At 35.2% G+C, this 26,424-nt stretch carries 28 protein-coding genes, 1 other RNA gene, 1 pseudogene and 1 riboswitch; of the genes and pseudogenes, 7 read left to right on the top strand and 23 right to left on the bottom strand.

Annotated features, from left to right (window positions below; genetic code table 11):
* Positions 1–80: 80 nt before the first annotated feature.
* Positions 81–1,583, bottom strand: a complete 1,503-nt coding sequence (locus tag AC1Q8N_RS20570) for a DUF4077 domain-containing protein (protein WP_098642715.1) — start codon at positions 1,581–1,583, stop codon at positions 81–83.
* Positions 1,584–1,617: 34 nt separating this feature from the next.
* Positions 1,618–2,676 carry an endonuclease/exonuclease/phosphatase family protein gene (locus tag AC1Q8N_RS20565; RefSeq protein WP_098222778.1) on the bottom strand — a complete coding sequence of 353 codons (1,059 nt, stop codon included), beginning with the start codon at positions 2,674–2,676 and terminating at the stop codon, positions 1,618–1,620.
* A 218-nt stretch (positions 2,677–2,894) separates the two neighbouring features.
* Positions 2,895–2,954, top strand: a riboswitch (Fluoride riboswitch).
* A gap of 54 nt (positions 2,955–3,008) precedes the next feature.
* Here AC1Q8N_RS20565 and crcB (AC1Q8N_RS20560) point away from each other — a divergent pair.
* Positions 3,009–3,413 (top strand): fluoride efflux transporter CrcB, encoded by a 405-nt coding sequence (gene crcB, locus AC1Q8N_RS20560; RefSeq protein ID WP_048542863.1) that lies wholly within the window; start codon positions 3,009–3,011, stop codon positions 3,411–3,413.
* Positions 3,410–3,766: a fluoride efflux transporter CrcB gene (gene crcB / locus AC1Q8N_RS20555; RefSeq protein WP_064473510.1), complete on the top strand. Its 357-nt coding sequence runs from the start codon at positions 3,410–3,412 to the stop codon at positions 3,764–3,766. Before crcB (AC1Q8N_RS20560) ends, crcB (AC1Q8N_RS20555) begins: the two co-directional genes overlap by 4 nt.
* 33 nt (positions 3,767–3,799) lie before the next feature.
* Here crcB (AC1Q8N_RS20555) and AC1Q8N_RS20550 read toward each other — a convergent pair whose 3' ends face one another.
* The 4 genes from AC1Q8N_RS20550 to speG form a co-directional block, all read right to left on the bottom strand.
* Positions 3,800–4,039, bottom strand: a complete 240-nt coding sequence (locus AC1Q8N_RS20550; RefSeq protein WP_493521357.1) for a DUF3947 family protein — start codon at positions 4,037–4,039, stop codon at positions 3,800–3,802.
* Positions 4,040–4,102: 63 nt separating this feature from the next.
* Entirely contained in the window at positions 4,103–4,315 is a 213-nt protein-coding gene (locus AC1Q8N_RS20545) for a DUF3955 domain-containing protein (RefSeq protein ID WP_262753398.1), read from the bottom strand.
* Positions 4,316–4,365: 50 nt separating this feature from the next.
* Positions 4,366–4,572 (bottom strand): DUF3955 domain-containing protein, encoded by a 207-nt coding sequence (locus AC1Q8N_RS20540; protein ID WP_088123718.1) that lies wholly within the window; start codon positions 4,570–4,572, stop codon positions 4,366–4,368.
* 180 nt (positions 4,573–4,752) lie between these two features.
* Positions 4,753–5,268: a spermidine N1-acetyltransferase gene (gene speG, locus AC1Q8N_RS20535; protein ID WP_088064778.1), complete on the bottom strand. Its 516-nt coding sequence runs from the start codon at positions 5,266–5,268 to the stop codon at positions 4,753–4,755.
* Positions 5,269–5,729: 461 nt separating this feature from the next.
* Between speG and AC1Q8N_RS20530 the strand changes: the two are divergent.
* Positions 5,730–6,202: pseudogene (locus AC1Q8N_RS20530) on the top strand (DUF4362 domain-containing protein).
* Positions 6,203–6,253: 51 nt separating this feature from the next.
* On the opposite strand, the gene psiE reads toward AC1Q8N_RS20530, so the two are convergent.
* Positions 6,254–6,658, bottom strand: coding sequence for a phosphate-starvation-inducible protein PsiE (gene psiE / locus AC1Q8N_RS20525; RefSeq protein ID WP_002144945.1), 405 nt, complete (start codon positions 6,656–6,658; stop codon positions 6,254–6,256).
* Between the two features lie 294 nt (positions 6,659–6,952).
* Between psiE and AC1Q8N_RS20520 the strand changes: the two genes are divergently transcribed.
* Positions 6,953–7,510: a cysteine hydrolase family protein gene (locus AC1Q8N_RS20520; RefSeq protein WP_404520597.1), complete on the top strand. Its 558-nt coding sequence runs from the start codon at positions 6,953–6,955 to the stop codon at positions 7,508–7,510.
* 40 nt (positions 7,511–7,550) lie between these two features.
* Here the strand turns inward: AC1Q8N_RS20520 and AC1Q8N_RS20515 are convergent, their stop codons facing one another.
* Together AC1Q8N_RS20515 and AC1Q8N_RS20510 are read right to left on the bottom strand one after the other, a co-directional pair.
* Positions 7,551–7,979 carry an Lrp/AsnC family transcriptional regulator gene (locus tag AC1Q8N_RS20515; protein WP_223270633.1) on the bottom strand — a complete coding sequence of 143 codons (429 nt, stop codon included), beginning with the start codon at positions 7,977–7,979 and terminating at the stop codon, positions 7,551–7,553.
* A gap of 288 nt (positions 7,980–8,267) precedes the next feature.
* Positions 8,268–8,699, bottom strand: coding sequence for an Lrp/AsnC family transcriptional regulator (locus tag AC1Q8N_RS20510; RefSeq protein ID WP_002096214.1), 432 nt, complete (start codon positions 8,697–8,699; stop codon positions 8,268–8,270).
* A 167-nt stretch (positions 8,700–8,866) separates the two neighbouring features.
* Between AC1Q8N_RS20510 and AC1Q8N_RS20505 the strand changes: the two genes are divergently transcribed.
* The 3 genes from AC1Q8N_RS20505 to AC1Q8N_RS20495 all read left to right on the top strand — a co-directional run bounded on the left by AC1Q8N_RS20505 (position 8,867) and on the right by AC1Q8N_RS20495 (position 11,361).
* Positions 8,867–9,448 carry a beta-class carbonic anhydrase gene (locus AC1Q8N_RS20505; protein ID WP_098047322.1) on the top strand — a complete coding sequence of 194 codons (582 nt, stop codon included), beginning with the start codon at positions 8,867–8,869 and terminating at the stop codon, positions 9,446–9,448.
* A 55-nt stretch (positions 9,449–9,503) separates the two neighbouring features.
* The gene (gene cynS, locus AC1Q8N_RS20500) at positions 9,504–9,953 is read left to right on the top strand and encodes a cyanase (RefSeq protein WP_033657709.1); all 450 of its coding nucleotides are present in this window, start codon (positions 9,504–9,506) and stop codon (positions 9,951–9,953) included.
* 127 nt (positions 9,954–10,080) lie between these two features.
* Positions 10,081–11,361 (top strand): purine/pyrimidine permease, encoded by a 1,281-nt coding sequence (locus tag AC1Q8N_RS20495; protein WP_098078538.1) that lies wholly within the window; start codon positions 10,081–10,083, stop codon positions 11,359–11,361.
* Positions 11,362–11,412: 51 nt separating this feature from the next.
* Here AC1Q8N_RS20495 and alo read toward each other — a convergent pair whose 3' ends face one another.
* From alo to AC1Q8N_RS20425, 14 genes are all read right to left on the bottom strand, one after another.
* The gene (gene alo, locus AC1Q8N_RS20490) at positions 11,413–12,951 is read right to left on the bottom strand and encodes an anthrolysin O/cereolysin O family cholesterol-dependent cytolysin Alo (protein WP_098078541.1); all 1,539 of its coding nucleotides are present in this window, start codon (positions 12,949–12,951) and stop codon (positions 11,413–11,415) included.
* A 490-nt stretch (positions 12,952–13,441) separates the two neighbouring features.
* The gene (locus tag AC1Q8N_RS20485; protein ID WP_098078543.1) at positions 13,442–14,194 is read right to left on the bottom strand and encodes an iron ABC transporter ATP-binding protein; all 753 of its coding nucleotides are present in this window, start codon (positions 14,192–14,194) and stop codon (positions 13,442–13,444) included.
* A complete protein-coding gene (locus tag AC1Q8N_RS20480) occupies positions 14,191–15,255 on the bottom strand; it encodes an iron chelate uptake ABC transporter family permease subunit (protein WP_098078546.1) in 1,065 nt (354 codons plus the stop codon). The genes AC1Q8N_RS20485 and AC1Q8N_RS20480 overlap by 4 nt, the downstream gene beginning before the upstream one ends.
* Positions 15,252–16,268, bottom strand: a complete 1,017-nt coding sequence (locus AC1Q8N_RS20475; protein ID WP_098078549.1) for an ABC transporter permease — start codon at positions 16,266–16,268, stop codon at positions 15,252–15,254. The genes AC1Q8N_RS20480 and AC1Q8N_RS20475 overlap by 4 nt, the downstream gene beginning before the upstream one ends.
* A gap of 19 nt (positions 16,269–16,287) precedes the next feature.
* A complete protein-coding gene (locus tag AC1Q8N_RS20470; RefSeq protein WP_493521356.1) occupies positions 16,288–17,301 on the bottom strand; it encodes a siderophore ABC transporter substrate-binding protein in 1,014 nt (337 codons plus the stop codon).
* A 420-nt stretch (positions 17,302–17,721) separates the two neighbouring features.
* The gene (locus AC1Q8N_RS20465; protein WP_002034688.1) at positions 17,722–18,399 is read right to left on the bottom strand and encodes a response regulator transcription factor; all 678 of its coding nucleotides are present in this window, start codon (positions 18,397–18,399) and stop codon (positions 17,722–17,724) included.
* An 879-nt stretch (positions 18,400–19,278) separates the two neighbouring features.
* Entirely contained in the window at positions 19,279–19,779 is a 501-nt protein-coding gene (locus tag AC1Q8N_RS20460; protein ID WP_002184681.1) for a GNAT family N-acetyltransferase, read from the bottom strand.
* Between the two features lie 455 nt (positions 19,780–20,234).
* Positions 20,235–20,589, bottom strand: a transfer-messenger RNA (tmRNA) gene (gene ssrA / locus AC1Q8N_RS20455).
* A gap of 125 nt (positions 20,590–20,714) precedes the next feature.
* Positions 20,715–21,182: an SsrA-binding protein gene (gene smpB, locus AC1Q8N_RS20450; protein WP_001123908.1), complete on the bottom strand. Its 468-nt coding sequence runs from the start codon at positions 21,180–21,182 to the stop codon at positions 20,715–20,717.
* 372 nt (positions 21,183–21,554) lie between these two features.
* A complete protein-coding gene (gene rnr, locus AC1Q8N_RS20445; RefSeq protein WP_098078557.1) occupies positions 21,555–23,993 on the bottom strand; it encodes a ribonuclease R in 2,439 nt (812 codons plus the stop codon).
* Positions 23,994–24,135: 142 nt separating this feature from the next.
* Complete coding sequence (gene estA, locus AC1Q8N_RS20440; protein WP_165775569.1) at positions 24,136–24,876, bottom strand: carboxylesterase; 741 nt, start codon at positions 24,874–24,876, stop codon at positions 24,136–24,138.
* A 161-nt stretch (positions 24,877–25,037) separates the two neighbouring features.
* Entirely contained in the window at positions 25,038–25,271 is a 234-nt protein-coding gene (secG, locus tag AC1Q8N_RS20435) for a preprotein translocase subunit SecG (protein WP_000557264.1), read from the bottom strand.
* Positions 25,272–25,365: 94 nt separating this feature from the next.
* Positions 25,366–26,058: an LrgB family protein gene (locus AC1Q8N_RS20430; RefSeq protein WP_000078299.1), complete on the bottom strand. Its 693-nt coding sequence runs from the start codon at positions 26,056–26,058 to the stop codon at positions 25,366–25,368.
* Positions 26,055–26,423 (bottom strand): CidA/LrgA family holin-like protein, encoded by a 369-nt coding sequence (locus AC1Q8N_RS20425; RefSeq protein WP_000673212.1) that lies wholly within the window; start codon positions 26,421–26,423, stop codon positions 26,055–26,057. Before AC1Q8N_RS20425 ends, AC1Q8N_RS20430 begins: the two co-directional genes overlap by 4 nt.
* Position 26,424 lies beyond the last annotated feature (1 nt).

Here is a 26,424-nt window from a genome sequence, read left to right as displayed (position 1 = left end):
GCAGAAAAGCAATTAAATTACTATCAAGTATTCATTTAAATGAAAAAAGAGCACACATAGTGTGCCCTTTTTAAGAGATATTACTTTTCTAAAATATTTTCTAGCAACTTCACTTGCTCGCTAACAGTATGCAACGTCTTCACCGATATATCATTTCGATGTTTTTCTTCTTCCACACTTGCTAACACTTCTTCCGTAGCCGCAGAAGTTTGCTGAATTACATTAGAAGCATATGTAACATCCTTTACGATATTTGTCGTTTTAACCTGCAAGTTTTCTTGATGACCAACAATCTCTCTCATTACATCATTAATTGCATCAATAAACTTTCCTAAATCCGTTACATTTGTTAAAACACTTGCTAGCATTTCATTACATTCTTCTTGTACTTTTTCTGATTTTTCTACCTGTACTTCCACTTTACTTGCCTGATTACTAAACTCCTTCAAAATACCTTGAATTCTCCCCGCAGAGCGATTCGATTCTTCGGCAAGCTTTAATACTTCATTCGCTACAATAGCAAATCCTTTTCCATGCTCGCCCGCTCTTGCCGCTTCAATATTTGCATTTAAAGCTAGCAAACTCGTCTGACTTGAGATATTCGTTATTACATCTACAATTTCGTTGATTTGCTTCGACTGCATCATTAAATCTCTAAATATAATTCCTGATTGTGAAACAACATCATTTAAACTTCTCATATTCGCTTCAAAATTTCGTAAAGTATGTACACTACCCTTTGAAATCTCTAAACTTTCATCAACACGAGTCGATGCATTTCTTACTTGCGAAATGATTTGTTCAATATTCCCTTCCATATCGTTCAATACTTCTACTGAACGTGACATCATCTCTGATTGTGATTGAGTGCCAACTGCCACCTCTTCAAAAGCAAAATTAATTTCACTCATCGACTCCATCGATGTATTCATATTTTGTCTTAAGTGATTGAAATTACTATCTAGATTCACAACCGTTTCCTCAATCAGTCTTTGCGTTTCTTCTAGCTCCTGAGCTTTCCTCATTACTTCTTGCTTCTCATCACTTAAACGAGCTAGCAGATTAGAGCCAATCTTCGTTACGCCCCACATAGCGATCGTTACGATTGCTAACAAGCTCGCGAAGTTTGCAGCTTCAGATGCCGCTGTATAAGCAAAAAATTGCTTCGGCCAATAACTACAAAGAATAAATGTGCTAACAACCGCCACTCCGCCGAGAATGATAACGAGACGTTCACTTAAATAAATAAGTGAAACTGCTAATGTAAAGTAGACCATTTGAAATACAGCCGGACTTTCATTAAAAGCTTGTACCATAATGAAAGACATAATAAGCAACATAAATGTCATGATATATTTATACATCGCTTCCATGCTTTCTATAAAAGTAAACAGCGTTCCAAATACAACAACTGAAATACCACAAACCCAAAACGCTATTGCTCTCTCTGTAAAAATATATCCGTAATACCCAATCGCGATTATTCCAAGAAAGAAACTACAAATCGTAATGAACAGCAATAAATGATTTTTCTGTGATTCTTTCTCCAGGTTAGAAAAACAAGTTCTCTTTAACCACTCCATATATGAAGCCCCACCTTCTACTTATACATATCGATTACTTCAGCTTAAATACCGCACTTACTGGGTTATGATCGCTATTTTCAAACTTTAAATCTTTCCCTTGTACATTTACAATTTCCACATTCGGTGAAACGATAAAACCATCAATAATTGTGACAAAGTTTTCACCTTCCACATACTTCTTCACATCATCTCTCACAGTCATAACAGACGGGTCTACAGCCCACTTAAAGCCACCATCAGTAAAGTCCTTTGGTAACTCTACTAACCACTCAGGACGCTCTTTCACAAACTTCGGATCACTTAACTGAGCGTCCGAAAGTAATTGATTCCAATCTCCGCCCATTATTACGTAATCACCATTTTCATAATGCTTGTTCATATATTCTTTTAAAAACTCTACTTGCTGTTTTCTAATTTTCCCGCCTTCATCATACGCAGACAAATGTAAATTTACGAGTCTCACAAACTTCCCATTATTAACAGGTATTTTATGCTCAACAATCGCTCGATCTAAATCAAACAAACGCTTTGGCCAAGGCTCCATTCCAGGAAGTTGGAACCTCTGCGCTGTTTGGACTGTATATTTAGAAAACGTACTTAGTCCAGCCTCCGCATATCCCATTGGACTTGTAATTGGTACAGGGACCCATTTTGTATCATAGTTCTTTCCGAACGACGAAGCATAATCAGGTAATCCTTTTTTCAAAAATTCATGTCCATTTACATCAAAAGATCGCAGTGATTTTATATCAACCTCTTGTAATAAGGTAAAATCACTATTCTCATTTTGTAAAAACGAAAGCATATTCTTTAAATTCGTTTCCGTTTGCTCTTTACTACTTGAACCAGAACCTTTTCCACCATCCATAAAGAAGTCTTGATCCTTATCTAATCCAGCATATCCAATATTAAATGTTGTAACTTTAAATTCATTTCCAAGCGCTAACACACGTTCCTTATTATTTTCCACCTTCAAACTTATAACATTAGCTGGCTGTTCTTTTGTAAGTGTCATATACGCTAAAAAACCACCTACAACTCCCACCCCTACTAAAATACATATAAGTACTATTTTTAATAATTTCTTCAAATAAACGCCCCTTTTCTAAAACATGCAACTTAATTATCTTTATTTTCAGTTAAATAAAACTGAATGACAGACATACGAAATATTTTATCACATAGAAAACCCTATATCACTATATTTAGTTTATAAGTAAATATTCTTGCTCTTACATCAGCAAAAAATACAAAATATCCCAACTTTTTCACTGGAAATCAAACGCGATGTTTAGTACACTATATGTAATAATCATAGGCGATGGAGTTCGCCATAACTGCTGCTTAGCTAATGACTCCTACCAGTATAACTACTGGTAGGAGTCTATTTTTTTGAGCAAGCTATTTAAAGAGGTGAAGAAATTGATTTATATTATCGTTGGCATAGCCGGTATATTAGGAGCCCTTTCTCGCTATTATTTAGGTCTTACTATTCATAATTCATGGAATCATTCATTTCCGCTAGCTACATTGCTCATCAACTTACTCGGCTGCTTCTTATTAGCGTGGCTGACTACGTATATCGCTCGGAGAAACATCTTGCCTTCAGAAATTATCACAGGCATTGGGACTGGATTCATCGGTTCCTTTACGACGTTTTCAACATTTAGTGTAGAAACTGTGCAACTAATCCATCTTTCTGAATGGGGTACGGCTTTCTTATATGTATCATGCAGCATACTTGGTGGTCTCATTATGTCTGGTCTTGGCTATACACTAGGTGATTTCTTAATTAAGAAACATCTTACGGAAGGTGATCACTTATGATAGAAGCTTTATTAGTGGCAACAGGTGGATTTTTCGGTGCTATTACACGATTTGCAATTAGCAATTGGTTTAAAAAAAGAAATAAAACTTCCTTTCCAATTGCTACATTTCTCATTAATATAACAGGGGCGTTTTTACTCGGATATATAATTGGCAATGGCGTCACTACAGGTTGGCAATTATTATTAGGTACTGGATTTATGGGTGCCTTCACGACATTTTCAACATTTAAACTAGAGTCCATTCAGCTCTTCAATCGTAAAAACTTTTGCATACTATTTCTATATTTAAGTGCTACTTATATTATTGGTATCCTTTTTGCATTTCTTGGAATGAAACTAGGCGGAATATAAAAAAAGAAAGCGACTCTTATCAGTCGCTTTCTTTCATAAGAAGTATGTCCCGCCATATAGAATGGAAAATAAACCCACTGGATGCACATCGTAATGTACAATTTGCATCGGAGGCTGTGAGTACGACATATACTGCCCTTGCATCATTTGTGCAAAATATGCTTGCTGCTGCATTTGAATCGCTTGATTCACAGCATGAATTGTCCCCTGTGCTCCTACCAAAGTAATAGCCGATCCGACTTGCCTTTCAGGATAACAATAATGATTCACCATGATTCAGCTCACTTTTTATTTTTCTTCCCTATCGTATGTTTCTATTTCATGGCAAGTGTTTTATTACGCTGTCTTTTTTCGAAGCACCGAGAAAAGAGACACACACAAAATTGCAACAATTCCAGTGAAAGTAAATAAATATGCTAACGGAATTAAGTAAAATGGCTCCACTAAAGTTCCATCTCGTTTTACTTCCGAACCAATTACATTAAACATAATGATGCATAACACTCCTAAAAATATTGGACTAGAAGCTAATAAATATTTTTTCATCATAATCTCTCCTTTTTATACTGTAAGATTGAAAATTTAAACACTTTGATCTATTACTGTTTTTTTAACCTTGAAGTAATAAATCCAAATAACGAAATACCAATACCACTAAAAAACAGTAAATAACTTATTGGTACTAAGAAAAAGTACGGTTCTATAAGCAAACCAGTTCCATCCATTTTACTAGTTGCACCGTGTATGAATAAACAAGTAGCTCCTAATGATATCAATACAATTGCTAATAAATATTTTTTCATAATATATTCTCCTTTGCTTTCACAATTAATTTATCTGCATTCCTTTTTACTATTATCACTACCATCATAATAAGCCCACTAACATTCTCAGTCAATAACTATTTATCGTTTTACGATAATATATTATTGTTAAACGTAACAAAAAGGCTATAGACAATCATTATCTATAGCCTTTTCACTCCATTATTTCGTTCTAAAATATTGCTTCTGAAACATACACATTCTTATCGCATTATGGTAGTTACCATCAACGAAAAATTCGTCGAGAAGTTCTCCTTCTACCATAAATCCAACTTTTTTATAAACATGTACAGCTTTTTCATTCTCTTTATCAACCACTAAATAGAGTTTATGCATATTTAATACAGAAAAAGCGTAATCCATCGCTAAACGCGTCGCTTCCGCTGCATAGCCATGTCCTTGATAATTCGGATCAATAATAATTTGGAATTCTGTTCTTCGATGAATATAATCAATTTCCACTAACTCAACTAATCCAACCATCTCATTATCTTTCTCTAGGATAAAACGCCGTTCACTTTGATCATGTATATGTTTATCGTATAAATCCTGCAGCTCCACAAATGCCTCATACGGCTCTTCAAACCAATACGACATAATATGTGCATTATTATTCAGTTCGTGTACAAACTTTAAATCTTCTCGTTCTAAAGGACGTAACTTCAAATCCTGACTCATTGCTATAACCTCCAAGTAAAAGAAACTTCTTCACTTAATTTCTCAATTTTTTTCAATTTCAAACGCCCTATTTACATTGTAAACTTTCAAGTAACTTGAAGGTCAAGACATAAAAAGTTAGTGCAAGCTACGCCTGCACTAACTGACCCTAACGACGAAAAACCTATTAAAGTTGCTAATGCCCCAATTCCACAAATCTTTTTTGCTCTTGAATTCCCCCAAAATTTGTTAAACATGAATCACATCACTCCTTTTTAGATTCCCTTATTACAAAAACATGATAAACTAATATAAAAATTTCATGTCGAAATTTACAACTTATTAACGAAAAAATGAAAAAAATGCAGATATTTACTGTAAGTTAATAAAAAAACAAATTACCCTTAACCTACCCTAGACCCGTGTAGGCTAAAATATTATTGTGAATGTTTTTCTGAAAATTAAGAAAAGTAGATAAATCTATGAGAATACAATATAGAAAGTATGCATTATCTGTAATTTCACTAGCCCTATTTACTCTTATTGGTTGTACTAATAATGAGAAAAAAACAATAAAAACGAAACATATACTTTTGAGGATTCCCAAAAACGTGGTGATATTATTGAAAAAAACGATAAAGTTTATAACATAAAGAAATTAGATACTTTCGTAAAAAACTATAATTCAAATAAAGACGATTCAGTTAGAATTACTAAATTTAATAACAAGAACGAACCTATTATTATTGATTTAACTGTAAAAAAAGAAAAGGAATCTACCTCCGTCTATTATGATGTCAACTACACAAAAACAAGTGAGAAACATAATGAAAATCAAGAGATACAATATTCGAATAATACATGTCAAAAGATACAGAAAGATATCGAAGACAACAAAATAACTTATAAATTAGAATGTCCTGACACTATTCATTTGATTACAGCCTCAAAATAATAGGGAGGAAAATTGCAAATAAAAAAGTAGTGCAAACTTATGTCTGCACTACTACTCTTTTCTCAAATCTCTCATATTTGATATGTATAAAGCAATGACTAAAACAAGAATGGATCCCGCATATAACAACGTCTCCATCGGTTCCTCATGAGATACGATAATTAAACGAATTAACGCCGTAATTCCGATATAAATAAAATAACGTAACGGGAAATGATAATTCGACTTAAAATACTTAATAATCAATGCGATGAACTCGAAGTATAAGAAATAAACGATGATGCTCTCAACTAATTTATATGATGTATACTTCTTCGCTGAAAATATGTATTGAATAAATGTGATAGTCTCGTTAATTAAAAAGATAGATAAGACAATGGATAATATAATTAACGCTATATTTAATATCCACTGTAAAACGCTAGCTATAAGATGATCGATATTAAAGGACTTCATTTTATCTTTAAACTCCCCTTCGTGTAAGTACGTATTTATTATAGCAAAATTATACTAGCAAAAGTGTTAAATCAAATATGATCGTCCTCTTTCACTATCACTTCACCATCCTGATATTTACGCTTAATATAGCCGTTTCACCAATCTTTACTTTGTATCTTTTAGCTTTTTCACAATGAAACTATATGCGTCAAAATCGTTTCATGACATTATTACCTGCACATACCTACACTTTATATAATAACGGTACAGTACAAACAACGTACTGTACAAATATATGTGGGGGGATTAACTATGAACGAAGCGTTACTATTAGTCGACATACAAAATGATTACTTTGAAGGCGGCAATATGGAATTGCATCAACCTGAAAAAGCCGCACAAAAAGCGAAAGAAGTCTTGAAAGTATTTCGTGAAAAACATAAAACAGTTATTCACGTACAACATATTGCGAACAATGAAGGAGCTACTTTCTTCTTACCTGAAACAGTAGGTGTTCAAATTCATGATGATGTACAGCCAATCGCTAACGAAAGAGTCATACAAAAACATCACCCTAACAGTTTTTTAAGAACCAATTTATTTGAAACATTAAAGAATGAAGAAATAGATCAACTAGTCATTTGCGGCATGATGACTCATGTATGTATTGATGCAACAGTACGTGCTGCAAGTGATTTAGGATTTCAATGTGTTGTAATTGAAGATGCTTGTACAACAAAAGATTTAGAATTTCAAGGAAATCTGATCCCCGCAGTACACGCTCATCAATCGTTCATGAGTTCGTTAGAGTTTGGTGATATTTATGCAAAAATCATGTCGGCAAACTGTTTTATAAACAAGAGCAAATAAAGAATTACAGTTCCATATAAAAAAAGAAAGAATAAATCTCTTATTCTTTCTTTTTTTCGATTGTCTTAATGACAGTATTTATACGATAATCACCATAATGTAAAACATCTGCAAGAGTCTCTTCTAATTGCTGGTGCGAAGATGTGTGAAGAATCATGATATAACACCCATCGCCACTTATACGATACATTTCAGTAATTACGTCCGTTTTTTCAAAAAAGGTTTGAATTTGATTATGGTAATGTGGTGCATGCAGAAATAGTGTCACAAACGTCATAATAGACCCTTCTAACTTAGCCCTGTCGATATCTATCGTATATTTTTGAATGACACCTGCCTCTTCTAATTTATTAATTCGTTTCCCAACAGCCTGGCCAGTCAAATGTACTCTCTCTCCAATTTCCTTCCAGTTCATTCTAGCGTTTTCTTGTAGTAACTTTATAATTTTAAAATCTGTTGAATCGAACATGGACATCCCCTTCCTATAAGAATCCCTTCTATAAGATCTTCATTTCCCCTACAATTCATCTCAAAAAATTTTACAATACAATCAATTAACTCTATTAGAAATTACATTATTGTTAATGGCTTTCCTTCTTCCTTACAATGTATTTTTTTAACAGCTTTAAAAAGCCTTACTACACATAAATTGTAGTAAGGCTCTGACTATTTAAGATAAACATGAAACGACTTCATTATCTCTATACAAATAAGGTTTAGCAAATAATGTTGCCATCCCCTCCAAGGAAAAGAAACCTTATTTCAACTTTCCTATTGATAAGTTAACACGATAATTCCCGTATTTTAATAGTCGTCCTAGAAAGTTATCTAGTTCTTCATTGGAAGCAAAATGTGTTTTTAATAAATAACACCCCTCACCACTTATACGGTGTACTTCAGAAATCCCTTCTTCTCCTTGAAAGAAATTCATAAACTCTTGATGATTAGCTGTTGTTACGAACAAAGTAACAAATGCAGTCACTACTTGTCCTAATTTGATTCGATTTATTGCAATTGTATATTGTTCAATAATCCCTAAATCCTCTAATCTTCGAATTCGATTTCCTACGGCCTGCCCCGTCATATGTATTTTTTGACCAAGTTCTTTCCATTGTATTCTTGAGTTTTCTCCTAATAATTTCAGTATCTCAAAATCTGTTTGATCAATGATATAAACCAATCCTTTCACCGTGAAAGTAGAAAGCCAGAAAGTGTTTCGCCAACTTATTCTGCTTATCGATACAATTCACTATACTTAGTTTATCCTCTTACATCACATTATTTATCAGTTATATTTACTTATAACACAGAGGACGCAACAAAAAAATACATCTAGATTTAAAGGAGGTTACAAATATGTTATTACAAGAAATTCTATCGTTCAATGAACAATTTGTAGAAAATAAGGAATACGCTCCTCGTGAAGCGACAAAAATGCCTAAAAAACGTATGGTTGTTGTTTCTTGCATGGATGCTCGTTTAATTGAGCTACTTCCAAAAGCTTTAGATATACACGATGGTGATGCAAAAGTTATCAGAAATGCAGGTGGTAAAATTGCTTCTGCTTTCGATAGTGTTATGCAAAGTGTTGTCGCGTCAGTATACGATTTAAATGCAGATGAAATCTTCCTTATTGGACACCATAGATGTGGTGCGAGCCAAACGAATCCAAAAGGAACACTTCAAAAAATATTAGATCGTGGAGTAGCTTCACCAGAAATTTTATCAGCGATTGAATATGCTGGTGTTGACCTTAAAAAATGGTTATTCGGATTCGATGATGTTCGCGATTCAACACAAGCTAATGTTGATTTAGTAAGAAATCACCCACTTATTCCAAAAGATGTTCCTGTACACGGTTTAGTTATTGATCCACATACAGGGAAATTAGATGTAGTGGTAGATGGATATAAAGCATTACATGGTGAAACAAAATAATTAATATTACTTACACGAAGGGAAGTTATTAGATATGAAAAGACAAGTATTAGATATGAATCGACCAGAAGCTACAAAAAAAATTTTAGAAGCAAAAATTGCAAAAGGTTTAACATGGGAAGAAATTGCAAAAGTAAGTGAAAACTCTGAGACTTGGGTTGTAACAGCGTTATTAGGACAAGCTACAATGACACGCCCAGAAGCAGAAAAAATCGGTAAACTATTAGAATTAGATGAAGAAGTAGTTCAAGCATTAACAGTAGTTCCACTTCGCGGCCAAGTAATGGAAATGCCTCCTACTGACCCAATTGCATATCGTTTATATGAAATGATGTTACAATATGCACCAACTATTAGAGAGTTAATCTTAGAAAAAGCCGGCGAAGGCGTAATGAGTGCGATTAACTTCAACCTAGGTGTGGATACACAAGAAGATCCAAAAGGCGGCGATCCTCGTATCGTGATTACACTTAACGGGAAATTCTTACCATTCCGTACTTGGTAATTAATTAAAAATCTATCTATATAATTAAAATAATTTTATAGATTTACAAAATCCATCCTTTTTAATCTAACTGTGTAGAAAGGATGGATTTTTACTATGCGATTCTTTTTCAGCAAAGGAGACTAATATGAATAAAAAATACTTTGATACGAGCTTTAGTATTCTACAATGGTTTGTGTTTCTATTAGCAAATGCAATTGCATTACCTATCATTATTGGTGGCATATTCCATTTACCAATAGAAGATATCTCAACATTAATGCAGCGGACTTTTTTAGTCGTGGGAGTAAGTTCGTTTCTACAAGCGTGGTTTGGGCATTGCTATCCCATAGCGGATGGGCCAGCAGGTTCATGGGTAAGTATATTTGTCATATTGGGACAAGTAGCTATGCATCAGGGACAAAGTGCAAAAGATGTATTACAACTTTTAGAAGGCGGGTTAATTATTGCAGGTATATTACTCTTCGTTCTTGGTATAACAGGGCTTGTTCATCGAACCTTACGTTTATTTACCCCTTTAGTTACAGGAACTTTTCTTTTAATCTTAGCACTTCAGCTTAGTGGTGTATTACTAAAAGGAATGATGGGATTACAAGAATCTGCAACTCATCCCGACTATACAACAGCTACTATTGCGCTCTTTGTTTTTGCTCTTATTACTTTCTTATCAATTAAAGGGAAAGGATGGATGAAAAGTTACGCTGTGTTACTTGGAATTTCATGCGGTTGGCTTTTGTATGCAGTATTAGGAAAATCATCTCATATGCCTTCACATACAACGCTAGTTAAGTTACCAGAGATATTTGCTTGGGGCACACCTAGATTCGATATTGGAATGACTCTAACTGCGACTTTATTTACCTTTCTTTTAGTTGCAAATACAATTGCTGCTATTTCGGCTGTAAAACAAGTGGCTCCGTTATCTAAAGAAAATGAAAAGCAAACACTGAACCGTGGTGTATGGGTCGGAGGTATATCACATATTATCTCATCATTGTTCTCTACAATTGGAATTGTACCATTACCTGCATCAGCAGGATTTATTCAACTAACAGGTCAAAAAAAGGTGAAGTCGTTTCTTATAGCAAGTCTTATATTAGCAAGTATTTCTTTTATCCCCTCAATTGTAAACTTTATATCCTTGCTACCAGGTCCTATTGCTAATTCTGCACTTTTAGCTACATTTGTCCAAGTAATAGGCATTTCATTTCAATCCATTTTACGTGAAGAATTAAAGCAACGCCGATTAACTATATTAGGAATTTCATTATTAATCAGTTTGGGAATAATGTTTCTTCCAGAAAGTGCATTTAGCGAAGTTCCTTCTTCCTTACAATATGTTTTAAGTAACGGATTACTCGTAGGTACTATGATCGTTATTTTGCTAGAACAATTTTGGAAAGAGTAAAATTTGTGACTAAGTAAAAAAGCGCCCTGATTACAGGGCGCTTTTTTATACCTAATGACTAATACTAGCCGTTGGGTATAATGTTGTTCCTCCAATTGAAACTTTTATTTCATTTGTTAATGGAACATTTTGTTCATTAATAATTGTTCTCCACCATTCCCATGCAAGACCAGTACATTCTCTAGCTACGATTTTTATATTTTTTGAATTTGGTGGAAGAGGGATAACTGTAGAGTAATGAGCTGTTTTGTCTCTACCGCTACCATCCCATGTTTTATGTGTTAGTACTTCTTTCCCATTTTGATCAAATGTGAATTCATCCCAAGATACATCAAATTGAGCAACGTAAGCACCGTAATGATCAAGTATCATTTTAGCACTTGAATATTCTGTAGTTGTCGTCTCAATATAATCTGTATTGTTATGAACAGCAGCAGTTGCATTATCTTTTAAGAAAGTGCTTGTATATGAAATTGGGTATGCTGGATTTTTAAAACTTAATTCAGCATTATCTTTAATGATATTTCGGATTTCATTGAAATCTTTTGTAACAACCTTGTTATGCTCTTTCGCATCTCCGCCTAATACGACAGCAGTAAAGGTACTTTCTTCAAAAATATCTTTATACTGTCCACTCGTTTCGACGCTGTTATTCTTAAGTAAGGCTTTAAAAGCAGCTTGTACATCTTTACTCTTAGATGTTGTTTCTAATTTTACATAAACAGTTCTACCATAAGCTACATTTGAAACCATAACAGGTGGAGCCGAATTACTTACACCTTTACGAGTTAACTCACCAAAAGTAACACTATTATCAAAAAGATCGGATGGATTGTTAGGTAGTTCAGCACTTACGGTATAAAATATTTGCTTATATGCCGCTACCATCACTTTCTTCTCTCCATTTGCAACCGCATTAAAATCGATGTTTAGACTGTTATCGAGATATTTAGCGTTAACGTTAAGGGCACTTGCGATTTGTGATTTACTATAAACCATAGATTCTGTATACTGCATTCTTGCAGGTAACGTATGTGTTTTAGAATACTTTTCATTCCAAGTAGATACTAAATCATCTACTGCTCCAGCCACATTACCATATGTCGGATTTTGGACAGTAATTGTATTTTCTTTTCTCATGCCAGGTAAGTCTATACTAATATTCAAAGGCTTTCTCTTAGCCACTAATAAACTCGGTTGATTGTCTGCAAAAGCTTTATTTGCAAGTTGTACCGCTCCTGGATACGTACGATTCACCACAGAATCAATAATCGAAATATCGACTGGTGAAGTTGTAAGTGATTTTTTCTCGCGTTCCACTACTACAAATTTACCATTTGAATTGATACTTTCTTTCGGAACAAAACTCTCTACCTTATCACCATTTACAGCTAAAACCTCTTGATTATTATATTTAAGATTTGCTATACCAGTATCAATGCCACTAGCATTTTTGATTACATCAGTTGCATTACCTACTTGTGTTTCTGCGAAGGAAATAGATGAATAATTAATAGTGCATAGACTAACTAATAAACATGCAAGGAACTTTCTTCTTTTAGTGTTTTTCTTAATATTCAGAAAAATCACCCCGTTCTTTTTTAGTAAGATATAATAATGATTGATATATGATAGCTAGCTAATAACCTTACATAAACGCTTTTAAAAATTCTTGAACTAAAGGAATTACTCCACCTAAAAATTTTAAAACTGCCATTGCGATTTCCATATTATTTCCTCCTTTTTTATTGCTGCGAAAATGTGATTAATCTTTATGCCCCCATTATAGTGACCCCTTACACTTTTATCAATACACTCTTATATGCAATATTACATACTAAGAACCAAGCTGAATCCTTATAAAAAGTTATACAGAGATAAATTTTCCGTTTGGTAGATACTTGAAAAATTGAAGCATTCCTTTGCATTTTATGAGTAATTTACAAGTTTATTGTTGGAAGCGTCGCAGGGCCGGAAGTAATGAAATACCTGTGGGACAGAGCTATCATCGGCAATCGCATAAAAAAAGCTGCTACCTATAAAATATAGACAGCAGCTTTTTTGCATAATCATTTTGTAACTAATAAACAGCAATTGGCCCATAAGGACCATTAATAATTTCTATTTTTGTTTCAAAAATATCTGTCAAAAGTGTTGGGTCCATAACCTCTTCTACTGTTCCAAAAGCAGCAATTTGTCCATCTTTCATAGCACAAATTTTATCAGAGTATTTAGCTGCAAAATTTATGTCATGCATAACAGTCAAAATGGTTCTTCCGAATTCATTAGCTGCACGTCTTAAATGCTCCATCATTTGAACAGAACGAGCAACATCAAGGTTGTTCAGAGGCTCGTCTAAAAGTACATATTCCGTCTCTTGGCACAATACCATCGCTACATATGCCCTTTGTCTTTGACCACCAGAAAGCTCATCTAAATATCTATTCTCTAAACTAGTTAAATCTAAGAAATCGATATATTTAGAAATAATAACTTCATCATCTTTAGTTAATCTTCCCTTTGAATAAGGAAAGCGCCCAAATCCAACTAATTGTCTAACAGTAAGCCTCGTTACAAAATGATTTTCTTGTCGCAATATAGTCAGGATTTTTGCTAAGTCTTTTGATTTAGATTCAGAAACATCCATATTCGCTACTTGAATTTGACCTTCATCCATATCCAAAAGTCTTCCAATCATCAAAAGTGTCGTAGACTTTCCAGCGCCATTTGGTCCAATTAAAGAAGTAAAGCCTGCTTTTGGTATTTCAATATCCAAAGGTCCTATTTTTACCTTATCAGTATAGAACTTTTTAACATTATCAATTTTTATCATAAAGCCCTCTTCCTTAAAACAATAGTTAAGAATATGATTCCACCAAATAATTCAATAATAACTGAAACTACACCTTGAGCATGGAATACATGATACATTAAAAAGTATGCACTCGTCATTATTAAAAATCCTATAGCAAACGCCATTGGGAAAATATATCTATGATCATAAGTTGACGCCGCCTGATAACTCAAAGTTGCTACTAAAAAGCCGTAGAAAGTAAGTGGCCCAATTAGAGCTGTTGAGATAGACATCAAAATAGCAACTAACACAAGCGTATAAATTACACTAGGTTGATATTTAACCCCAAAAGAAGTAGCAACATCCTTTCCTAATGACAAAACATTCAACTTCTTAGAATGAGTAAAAATTAATACTGCTACAATTATGATCATAGGAATTACAATAGGAAAATATGCAGGGTCTGCATGGTTAACAGAACCAAATAATCTCGCTTGTAAAATATCAAATTCTGAAGGCGCAAGTAGTTTTCTCATGAAAGTTGACACAGAATTTAGCCCGGTACCAATAATAATTCCAACTAAAAGCATAAGTTGTAAATTCCCGTATTTACCGGAAAGTAACCATCCATAAAGTATCAAACTCATGAAGACCATCACAACAACTTGAAATAAAAATGATCCAATTCCATTAAAGTTTATTAATGCACTAGCACCAAAGAAGAATATTGTACTCGTTTGAATTGCTGAATAAAGTGATTCGAAACCTAAAAGTGAAGGAGTAATAATCTTATTATTCGTAATGGATTGGAAAGCAACTGTCGATAAGCTATGGCAAACTGCAGCAATAATCATTGCAACAATAGCTACTATCCTTCTCTTAACAACTGGGATAAAAGAAGGTGAATCTATCGGAACTGGATTGTTATAAACTAAAAGTCCATATGAAGAAAGGAGACCTAAAGCAATCAATGTTATGAGTAAAATCCAATAACGTCTTGCTTCCTTCTTAGAACGAAAAGCACTAGCTGATCTACTTGCATTATGAAGGCTAGAATCGATTTCGACATTTTCCTTATTTTTATATTCTAATGTGATCATCGCAGCCTCCTTGGTTTTCTTCGTCTCAATAGAATAGTAATAAACACGACCGCTCCCACTGTTGCAAGTATTAAAGAAACAGGGACTTCAAAAGGCTTTATAATTGTTCGAGAAATGATGTCACAGGCAGTTATTGTCCCCATTCCAATCACACAAACCCAAGGTAAATTACTTCTAAGATCATCACCTCTAAACATGGAAACAATATTTGGCACAATTAATCCCAAGAAAGGTAAGTGTCCAATAACAGCTGCAACAATTCCAACTGCAACAGAGATAAGGCCAGTCCCAAAAAGAACAATTCTATTGTAATTAACGCCAAGGCTTGTTGCGACATCTTCTCCTAGTCCAGCTAAAGTCAATCTATTAGCATACATAAAAATAAGCAAAGTAACGATAACAATTAGCCATAAATATTCATATCTTCCTACCTGAATGTTAGCAAATGAACCTACGAACCAAGTTTCAATACTTTGCGTCATTTGAAAAAGAAGTCCCATAAAAGTAGACACTGCAGAAATAACTGCTCCAAGCATCAATCCAATAATCGGGACAATTAAAGAAGAACGAAGTTTAACTCTTCTTAAAAATAAAAAGAAAATCATAGTTCCTATAAAAGAAAAAATGATTGCACCAGTCATTCTTTGAACTAAAGTCGGGGCAGGAAATAATAAATACACAAAAAGCAGGCCTAAGCCTGACCATTCAATCGTTCCCGTTGTAGTAGGTTCAACAAAGCGATTCTGTGTAATGAGTTGCATTACGAGTCCTGCCATCGCCATTGCAGCTCCAGTAAGCATTAATGCAACTGTTCTCGGAACACGAGTAATGAAAAACATCTCCATTCCGTCCTCTTGTCCACGAATATCATAAACCCCAGTAAACAGTGATATAATCCCTAAAATCATAACAACTATAACCGCTATTATAAAAGGTTTTGTCCATATTTTATTGTGATTATAAAACTGGGGTTGAGAAATATTCTCAACCCTAGAAATCATATTTTTTGACACTGTTTCGTACCCCTTTACACTACTCAGCTAAAGTTTTTGCAATATTCCCAAATAACTCTACATAAGTCTGAATTGATTCATTTGTGTAAGTATCTTCTGGTGCATAAACAACTTGTTGTTTAGAAACAGCAGTTGTGTTTTGAAGAGCTGGTGATTTAGAAATAACATCCTTAGCAGGAGCTGACTTAGCTGCATCAGATGTTGCAGCATCACGATCTAATACGAAAAGCCAATCAGGATTTGTTTGTGCAATAGCTTCAACAGAAACGTCATCACCTTTATGACCTGCAGTAGAATTAGACACTTCTAATGCTGGAGTCCAACCGAAAATTTCATACATTGGTCCCCAAACACGACCAGAATGTGGAGCAGCAAAACCAATATTCCCACCAGTAACGATAACACTCATAACTTTATCTTTTCCGTTATAAGCAGATTTTGCTTTTTCAATAGATTTATCAAAATCAGCTACTAATTGTTTAGCTTCTTTATCTTTAGCAAAGATTTTTCCTAAAGTAGTTGTAGAATCTTTAAGTCCTTTTACTAAGTTTTCTCCAGGCTTAGTAGCCTTCTCAGAAACATCAAAATTAAGATCAATAACAGCTGCATTTGGCACTAATTTTTTGATTTCTTCGTAATGATCAGCAAATCTTTGACCAACGATTACAAGTTCAGGGTTTGCCGCTGCAATAATTTCAAGATTTGGTTCGCGGTGATTCCCGATATTTTTAACTGAATCATCTTTTTTATATGCTGAATCCGCAGGCATGATATCCTTTGGAGCAGCCGCTAATTTAATTCCCCAATCAGCTAGAGTTTCAAAAGTTCTATTATCTAAAGCAACTACATTCTTTGGATTTACAGGGACTTTAACAGTTCCATGAGCATCAGTGATTTCAACCGTTTTTGGCTTATCACTACTATCACCTTTATTAGCTTTCGAAGTTTCCTTACCTGAATCTGAGCAAGCTACTAACATTAAAGTGAAAATTGCTAGAATACTTACTAATTTTAAAAGCATAGTTTTTTTCATACGTATACTCCTTATTATGTAATTTAGTTCGAAAATGATAACGTCCATAGATTGAATTAGATAATAACTGCTATTCACCTAAATCAATATTGATAATCATTTTCATTTGAACATCCTGTTAATTAGTATAGTCATTAATTCTGTGAAAATCTTGTGAATGGTGTGAGTTAACAAAATTAAAAACAAATTAGATACAGTCTCCACCAGATCCATCCCCCACACGTACTAACTGATAGATTAGCACCTTATAAACCATGATTTCTACTGCAAAAAAAATGCCCATGAATAGCTAATTTTTTCATAATCCATTGCCTGGTAGCAATCTTCTTTTTATAGTTTCCGTCTTTTAATATTTCACAGAAACTATTTGATTATCAGGTTTAATAGAAAAAACTGTACTTTACCTATTATCTTATTTTATCATTCAATCATTGAATAGCCCCTGCCATGTATCGTTTGAATATATCTATCTCTCTTCTCGCACTTTAATTTTTTTCTTACATACCCAATATATAAATCCACTACATTGGGATTGACTACTACGTTATATCCCCAAACCTGGTTCAAAAGCATTTCACGGCTCAATATTGTGTTTTTATTCTTGATTAAAAATACAAGTAAATCGTACTCGCGCTTCGTAAGCGTGAGATTTTTACCACCTTTTTTCACAATATTGCTAGATGCATCAACAAAGAGATCTTTAAACTGAAAAAAGTTTGTCTCATTTTGCTGGATACAGTCACTTCTCCTTAAAATAGCTTGAACCCTCGCTACTAATTCTTCTTTCACAAATGGTTTTCTAATATAATCATCTGCTCCTGCTTGTAGCCCTGCTATGCAATCCTTACTAGAAATATTGTCGGTCACAATAATGATCGGTGTCGTTTTAACAAGTCGTATTTGTCTACAAATTTCTGGCCCCGATATACTTAATGAATCCCAATCCAATATGATAATATCCCAATCTTGTTCATATACTATATTTAAACCTTGGTTTTCATTGTGAAGTTTTAAAATGAAATAGCCCTCTTGCGTTAGACCGCTTACTATTTTCTTTGCAAAAGACCGTTCATTCTTAATTACTAACACCTGCTTCACCGATGGTTCACCTCTACTTCAATATAACTTAGTTGGATAAAAAGTTATCTCCAAAAAATAATTTAAGATTTATAAATATTAAATCCCTAAAAAAAGCCATTATAACAGCTTATTAGGAGAACTCTATATAATCTTACAATAGATATGGATAAAAACACAAAATATATGAAGATTTAAATACATATTATTTAATCATTAAGAGCAACTATATTATCTAGCTGCTTATTATCAATAACTATTCCCTCAGTTTCTGTTTCAAGGGTACCGTCCTCAACTTAAGCATTTTATAAAACCACAAAATGAAAAAACGGTATTCTTTCTATTTTTCTACTTATAAATACTTGTGTAGAAGTGATTTTGTTATTGTTTATTTTAGATAAAATTGTGATCGTTAGGGGATAACACACACAAGATGCATTGAGAATGGAATTGAAAGAACCGAAGAATTAAATACATTCTAATTTTAGAACCATAACCTCGCCAACCTGGCAAAGTTATGGTTCTTTTTGTGACTTTACCCATAAAGTTGCCGCTAAAGGAAGCATATCTTTGCCGTGGATTAATTATTAACCCATAAGCTTGCCGTGAATACTGTTGGTTTGTAATAAAGTTTGATTAAAAGCATGCTACAAAAATTGATTTTTCAACAGAAGAAACCCAAACATTTTGAAAAAAGTTTGATCAAAATGCTTGGGTTATTTGTTGCTAGTGAATAATTTTTTATAAAAAGTTTAATCATTTTTCTATCTGTGTTTGCTCAACAATCGCGTCCGATTACTAAAGATCATTATTCAAACCTTATTGAAGAAAAGCACCCGTTGGTTAAACAACAGAAGGTTTCTTAGTCAAGAACCGCTCCAATAGTATTACGGTATTAAATTACCTATCATAAGATTCGAGCTTCAAAATAAATTCTTCAACATCCTTGCCTCTTGCGTTGGAAAAACCCTTATCTTCAGAGATGATTTTAAACCTGCATTTTTCCAATACCCTAATGGAGGCGAGGTTATCTTTAGCGGCACGAGCATAGAGCGGGCGTACCTTAATATACTCCAGAAACTCTGACAACGCTTTAGTTGCAATACCATGACCCCAGTATTCCTTCCCAATCCAGTAGCTTACTTCGGGTTCGCAGAACTGTTCAAAGTTCGAGACGTGTCCAGTGACAATGCCATTGAATAATATAGTCTTAATTGTGATAGTCTCGTCAGCGATAATTTTTTTCCAATGGTCAAAAAATGCGTCCTTATCAGTGGGATCTTTAGCTGTAAAGGCAGCCATATAGTTCGCCGTTGAATCTAGTTGTTGTTCGAAAAAGATAGGAAGATCTTCCTCTGTGATATCTCGTAGCTTCACTTCGCTTTTGCTAATGGATTCCATATAATTCACAAGCTCCTTAACATATTTTTGAATATAAATTCTTCCAAGTTTAGAGAAATTCCTTCTTCAACTAACCTGCCACTTAGCTTAAGTACGTTTCTTCATAATATTCTCTATATTCTTTAACAGAAATATCTAATTTTCTTATTAAGTGTTATTCCACAAAATGGCCCTTTAGTTGAGTAACTTTATTGCTACTCAACAGTTCCTTAATCCGTCTTTCAGTTCAAATCTTCTTTTCACTATAAAAACACCCCTTTAGATAAACAGATCCAAAGGGAGAAAACATCGCGTCTTTTTTATAAACATCGTGACTTTATTTAAAAGCGACATTAAAAATATTCTTCAAATCCTGGAAGCATAAGTTTGCCACAAACAAAAAGAACCATAACCTTGCCAAAATGGCAAAGTTATGGTTCAAATCACACAAAATAAAAAAACCACCAAATATGTATTGGTGGAGACGGTGGGAGTCGAACCCACGTCCAAAAATATCGGCACTTAAGCTTCTACGAGTGTAGTCGATATATTAGCATTTCGCGAACTCTTCGGCCTATCGACAGGCTTCCAAGTTGCTAGTCTGATTGTTCTCTTCCTTCGCCCTCAGACGGCGAACTCCGGCGTAGTCCACTTAGTTTGAGTCCCTTACCCTACCACATGGACGATGGAGGGAGGAACCTTTAGTGCAATTAAGCAGCTAAAGAAAGATTGTTTTGTTTGCCAATTATAGGCTTTGACGTTTTAACGAGGCCGATCCCCTCGACTCGCAACCTAAGCTCGAACTATCCCTGTCGAATCCGTAACGTCCCCATGATAAAAATGGAGCATACGAAGAAATATCGTGATAGCTACTAAGAGCTGTTTTTCAATGTGCAACAATCTTACATAAGTTATTATAACATACGCGCGTCGTTTTACAAATGTAAATATCTGTATTACATCTTTTGACGATCACGGAACGCGCGTGCAATTTCACGTTTTGCTTCTTTTTCTTTTAAATCGTTACGCTTATCATATTGCTTTTTACCTTTTGCTAAACCAAGTGCCATTTTCGCGAATCCATTTTTCAAATAAATTCTAACTGGAACTAATGCATAGCCTGTTTCTTTTGAAGCACCCGTTAACTTTTCAATCTCTTTTTTATGAAGAAGTAACTTTCTCGTACGAAGCGGATCATGGTTGAAACGATTCCCTTGCTCGTACGTACTAATATGCATATTATGTACCCATACTTCACCATTATGTACACGTGCAAACGCATCTTTCAAGTTCACGCGTCCAGCGCGAATCGACTTAATTTCCGTTCCTTGAAGGACAAGCCCTGCCTCGTATGTTTCTTCAATGAAATAATCATGAAATGCTTTTTTATTTTGTGCAATAACCTTACCTGAACCCTTTGGCATATAACGTCCCTCCTCTATTTTTACTATTGTAACAAATGTTAATAAAAAGCGAAAGTGGCTCGCTCAGAATCTTTGGACATTGGAACTCCCGAGAGAGAAGCGTTTTTTGCTTCGTTCGAGGGAGTGAAATGGCCAATAGATTCTAGCCACTGTAGCTGGATTCCATTAAAAAGCGAAAGTGGCTCGCTCAGAATGTGAGGTGGATGGAGCTTCTGACCTTGAGGCGCTCTTTGCCTCTCGGGAAGAAGCGAAGCCGCCGAACATTCTAGCCACTGTAGCTGGATTCCAACAAAAAGCGAAAGTGGCTCGCTCTCAAGCCACCAATAAAAAAGAAAAAGCCCCGCTTTTCATCAAAGCGAAGCCCTCCTTTTCTTACTTACGCTTTTTCTTTTTCTTCTTGAATCCTGGTACATTTTCGAAGAATGCTTTTTTCTTCTTGCCGTTACCATCTTTTTTTCCTGGCTGACTAGCAGATGAGGATGCAGATGAGGACGCAGACGCTGATCCTCTTCCTTTTCCTTTGCCACCACGGTCGGATTTTCTACCTGTACCACGTTCTCCGCCGCGCTCATCACTACGCTCGCTACGTCCACCGCGTTTCTTTCTGCCTGTTCTTGGCTGTTCGATAACGACTGGGCGATCTTTAAACTTACGACGAGGCGTACCTTTCATGCCAACGATTTCAAAGTCGATTGCACGCTCGTCTTTGTTTACGTTAATAACGCGAATTGTGATTTCGTCTCCGATGCGGAATACGTTACCTGTACGTTCTCCGATCATTGCGAAATGTTTCTCGTCATAACGGTAGTAATCATCCGTTAAGTAGCTAACGTGTACAAGACCTTCAATCGTATTTGGAAGCTCTACGAATAAACCGAAGTTTGTTACAGAGCTAATCATACCGTCATACTCTTCGCCAATCTTATCAACCATATACTCTGCTTTTTTCATTTCGTCTGTTTCACGTTCTGCTTCAACAGCACGACGTTCCATATTAGAAGAATGCTCTGCAATTTCAGGTAAGTTTTCACGCCATTTTGCTTGTGTTTCGTTATCGACTTTACCGTTAATGATGTATTCACGAATTAATCTATGAACGATTGTATCTGGGTAACGACGAATTGGTGATGTGAAATGTGTGTAGAACTCAGTTGATAAACCGAAATGTCCTAAGCTATCCGCATCGTAACGCGCTTGCTTCATTGAACGAAGCATTACTGTTGAAATAACTACTTCTTCCGGCTGTCCTTGAACCATTTCAAGAATTTGTTGCAGCGCACGAGGATGTATTTCATTCGCACGTCCTTTTACTGCATATCCGAAGTTTGTTACAAACTCGAAGAAACGTTCCAGCTTATCTTCTTTCGGATCTTCATGGACACGGTACATGAATGGTACGTTCATCCAGTGAAAATGCTCTGCTACTGTTTCGTTCGCAACAAGCATAAATTCTTCAATTAGCTTCTCTGATACAGAACGATCACGCATGACAACATCTGTCGGTTTACCTTCTTCATCTACTAATACTTTCGCTTCTTTAAAGTCAAAGTCGATTGCACCGCGGCGCATACGTTTTTCACGTAAAATCTGTGCCAATTGACCCATCTCTTTAAACATCGGTACGAGCGGCTCATAGCGTTTGATTAACTCTTCGTCCTCATCTTCTAAAATGCTTCTTACGTCAGCATACGTCATACGCTCTGTCGTTTTAATCACACTTTGGAAAATCTCATGCTTTACAACATCACCTAAGTTGTTAATTTCCATTTCACAAGATAACGTCAGACGGTCTACTTTCGGGTTTAACGAACAAATACCGTTAGATAGACGATGCGGAATCATCGGAATTACACGGTCAACAAGATATACACTCGTTGCTCTTTCCGCTGCTTCTACATCAATTGGAGAACCTTCTTGAACGTAATGACTTACATCCGCAATATGAACGCCAAGCTTGTAGTTACCATTCTCGAGCTTCGTTACTGTAACAGCGTCATCTAAATCTTTCGCGTCTGCACCGTCAATCGTTACGATCATTTGGTCACGCAGGTCACGGCGATCTTTTAAATCTTCTTCTGAAATCGTTTCTGGTACACTGTTTGCATGCTCCATCACTTCTTCAGGGAATGCTAAAGGTAAATGATGTTTATGGATAACTGATAAAATATCTACTCCTGGATCATTTTTATGACCTAGAATTTGAATAACTTCACCTTCTGCACTTAAACGATTCTCTGGATAGCTCGTAATTTTCACAACTACTTTATGGCCTTCTACAGCACCCATTGATGCACTTTTCAAGATAAAGATATCACTCGTCCAGCGCTTATTGTCAGGTACAACAAATCCAAAGTTTTTCGATTCTGTATATGTACCAACTAGTTCTTTCGTGCCGCGCTCTAAAATACGTACAATTGAACCTTCTTGGCGTGATCCACTTGATTGTGCGCTAACACGCGCTAATACTGTATCGCCATGAAGTGCACCGTTTAACTCTGTAGGTGGGATGAAAAGATCATCGTCTCCGGTTTTCTTCTCTTCTGGTACAACGAATGCAAAGCCACGTGCATGTCCAATTAATTTACCGCGTACTAAATTCATCTTTTCAGGAAGACCGTAACGGTTACTACGTGTGCGAATAACAAGTCCCTTCTCTTCCATCGTTACAAGTGCCTTTACAAAATCTTTAAAGCCCTCAGAACCTTCAATTCCAAATGCCTCTTCTAACTCTTGTATCGTTAGCGGTTTATACGCTTCTTCTCTCATAAATAATAACAACTTATCAATATTTTCTTGTATGATTTCTTCCAAGCAGAAATACCTCCTTTAAACCCTTATATTATTTAGTGTATCCGAAAGACCGGGGATGTATAAAGCGAAACTTTAATACTCCCCTAATGATTTTTACAGTTTTCACAAAAAATTCCTTATGAAAAAAAGAGGCAACTAGATCTTACCAATCTAGTTGCTCCAAGAAGTTATATACATCCTCATGTAGCTCGTCACGCTCTTTATCAAGTGTAATGACATGCGTAGAGTCTTCATACCATTTAATGTCTTTTAACGTAGATTCTACACCGTTATAAATAATGTTAGCACTATCTGTATTAATCATTTCATCATGACGCGCTTGTACAACAAATGTTGGGGCATAAATCATATCCACATTGTTACGTACGTCAGCAATTAATTGTTGTAATGCTTTTAATGTATTCATCGGTGTCTTTTGGAATTCCAACATTTCTTGTTCAATTTGCTCTGGTGATTTTTGCTCACGTTTTTTATATTCGCGGGCATATGCCAATATACCTTGGTACATCGTTTCTTCACTCTTAATATACATTGGTGCACACATTGGCACTACACCTAAAACCGGTACTGTATAACCTAATTTTAAAGAAAATACGCCGCCAAGTGATAATCCAGCAACAGCAATTTTCTCAAAGCCTTTATCTTTTAAAAGCTGATATGCTTCCATTACGTCTTGCCACCAATCTTCAGGACCTGTATGAACAAGCTCTTCTGGTGGTACACCGTGCCCTTTAAAAATTGGCGCATGACAAGTATAGCCTTTCTTCTCTAAGAAACGCCCTAACATACGTACATCAGCTGAGTTTCCTGTGAAACCATGTAGTAATAAAACAGCGCGGTCTCCACCCTCAAATGTAAATGGTTTCGGAGATGCTAATTTCATCATGTACTTCTCCTCTTTCTCTTCTGTAATCTAGTCGTATTCTTTCTATATCTAGTGTACCATATTTATATTTCTATAATCTAATTAGAAACATCTTTCAAATGGCAAAATAAAAAAAGAAGAACCATTAGTACATCTTACTAACGCTTCTTCTTTCAATTCTATAAATTGAAGTACGTAACACCAATTGTTAATACAAAGAACAATACAGCTAAAACAATTGTAATACGGTTTAATACCGCTTCAATTCCACGTGCTTTTTGCTTACCAAATAATTGCTCTGCACCGCCTGAAATTGCACCTGAAAGGCCTGAGCTATTACTAGACTGCATAAGTACCATAACAATCATTAAAATCGATACAATAATAAGTAAAACGGATAATAACGTATGCACTTGGCGTACCTCCTACAAAGATTCAGTTATTTTAACTGTAGCATAAATTCTATAGAAAAGCGAGAGCTATAGAGTCGCTCTCGCTTTTCTTCTATTACATAAACATCATTGCAAATAACGGCCCGAGCAAACATGTCAAAATTGCTGTTAATGTCATTGTTACCGATCCAATAACACCTTCATGTTCATTATTTTTCATCGCTCTCATTACACCCATAATATGAGAAGCACATCCAAATCCGATACCTTTACCAACTGAGTTTGTAACACGGCTCCATTTTAATAAAAGTGGGCCGGTAATCGTTCCAGTAATACCTGCGATAACAACGAAAGCTGCTGTTAATGACGGTACACCACCAACTTGCTCTGAAACACTCATCGCAACTGGCATTGTCACCGATTTTGGTAAAGAAGATAAAATTAAGCTTTTATCTGTTCCCATAAGTGATGCAATGGCAAAATCACTTGCGATTGCAACTGTTGTCCCTACTAATACGCCACCAGCAATCGGTACAACATATTTTTGTAGAACGTGACGTTGTTTATAAAGAGGAATTGCAAATGCTACAACACCGGGTCCGAGCAGTTTTGCAATCCAGCCACCACCGCTTTCCATATAATGTTGATATGGTATATCAAGCATGATAAATAAGAAAGCCATTAACCCTGTTGCTACAAGCATTGGAATGGTGAATGGTGTTGGAAATAATTTATAGATTTTTTTAGATAATTGGTATAATAGCACCGTAAAAAGAACCCAACCGATTCCGATTAATATTTGGCTCATCGCGACTCTCTTTCCTTTCTATTCGCAAGATATTGTCCTGTATGTCCTGCGACAATAATAATTAAAAATGTACTCGCTACAATTGTAATGAAAAGAGAAATTCCTTTACTCATAAAAAAAGCACCGTAATTCATTAGGCCAAGCGTTGGCGGAATTAATAAAAACGGCATAATAGCAACGAGTGTTTCTGCTCCTAAATCGAACCATTTCACTGGAAGGACTTTTAGGCTAAGTAAAACAAGTAAGAGGAACATTCCAATCAAACTTCCTGGAATCGGAATATTTAACACTTCTTGTACCCAATTTCCAACCATATAAAAAACGTAAAGAGCTGCAATTTGGACAAGAATCTTTGTAAATTTCATG

This window comes from Bacillus sp. GW823-FHT06B01 (assembly GCF_058952315.1).
The sequence above is the reverse complement of the archived record's forward strand: the minus strand, read 5'-3'. Positions and strand labels throughout refer to the sequence as shown.

Coding starts and splice junctions, on each gene's coding strand:
- AC1Q8N_RS20570 (WP_098642715.1), bottom strand. CDS start 1,583: ATGGAGTGGTTAAAGAGAACTTGTTTTTCTAACCTGGAGAAAGAATCA.
- crcB (WP_064473510.1), top strand. CDS start 3,410: ATGATAGAAGCTTTATTAGTGGCAACAGGTGGATTTTTCGGTGCTATT.
- AC1Q8N_RS20550 (WP_493521357.1), bottom strand. CDS start 4,039: ATGGTGAATCATTATTGTTATCCTGAAAGGCAAGTCGGATCGGCTATT.
- AC1Q8N_RS20545 (WP_262753398.1), bottom strand. CDS start 4,315: ATGATGAAAAAATATTTATTAGCTTCTAGTCCAATATTTTTAGGAGTG.
- speG (WP_088064778.1), bottom strand. CDS start 5,268: ATGAGTCAGGATTTGAAGTTACGTCCTTTAGAACGAGAAGATTTAAAG.
- psiE (WP_002144945.1), bottom strand. CDS start 6,658: ATGAAGTCCTTTAATATCGATCATCTTATAGCTAGCGTTTTACAGTGG.
- AC1Q8N_RS20520 (WP_404520597.1), top strand. CDS start 6,953: ATGAACGAAGCGTTACTATTAGTCGACATACAAAATGATTACTTTGAA.
- AC1Q8N_RS20515 (WP_223270633.1), bottom strand. CDS start 7,979: ATGTTCGATTCAACAGATTTTAAAATTATAAAGTTACTACAAGAAAAC.
- AC1Q8N_RS20505 (WP_098047322.1), top strand. CDS start 8,867: ATGTTATTACAAGAAATTCTATCGTTCAATGAACAATTTGTAGAAAAT.
- cynS (WP_033657709.1), top strand. CDS start 9,504: ATGAATCGACCAGAAGCTACAAAAAAAATTTTAGAAGCAAAAATTGCA.
- AC1Q8N_RS20495 (WP_098078538.1), top strand. CDS start 10,081: ATGAATAAAAAATACTTTGATACGAGCTTTAGTATTCTACAATGGTTT.
- AC1Q8N_RS20485 (WP_098078543.1), bottom strand. CDS start 14,194: ATGATAAAAATTGATAATGTTAAAAAGTTCTATACTGATAAGGTAAAA.
- AC1Q8N_RS20480 (WP_098078546.1), bottom strand. CDS start 15,255: ATGATCACATTAGAATATAAAAATAAGGAAAATGTCGAAATCGATTCT.
- AC1Q8N_RS20470 (WP_493521356.1), bottom strand. CDS start 17,301: ATGAAAAAAACTATGCTTTTAAAATTAGTAAGTATTCTAGCAATTTTC.
- AC1Q8N_RS20460 (WP_002184681.1), bottom strand. CDS start 19,779: ATGGAATCCATTAGCAAAAGCGAAGTGAAGCTACGAGATATCACAGAG.
- smpB (WP_001123908.1), bottom strand. CDS start 21,182: ATGCCAAAGGGTTCAGGTAAGGTTATTGCACAAAATAAAAAAGCATTT.
- estA (WP_165775569.1), bottom strand. CDS start 24,876: ATGAAATTAGCATCTCCGAAACCATTTACATTTGAGGGTGGAGACCGC.
- AC1Q8N_RS20430 (WP_000078299.1), bottom strand. CDS start 26,058: ATGAGCCAAATATTAATCGGAATCGGTTGGGTTCTTTTTACGGTGCTA.
- AC1Q8N_RS20425 (WP_000673212.1), bottom strand. CDS start 26,423: ATGAAATTTACAAAGATTCTTGTCCAAATTGCAGCTCTTTACGTTTTT.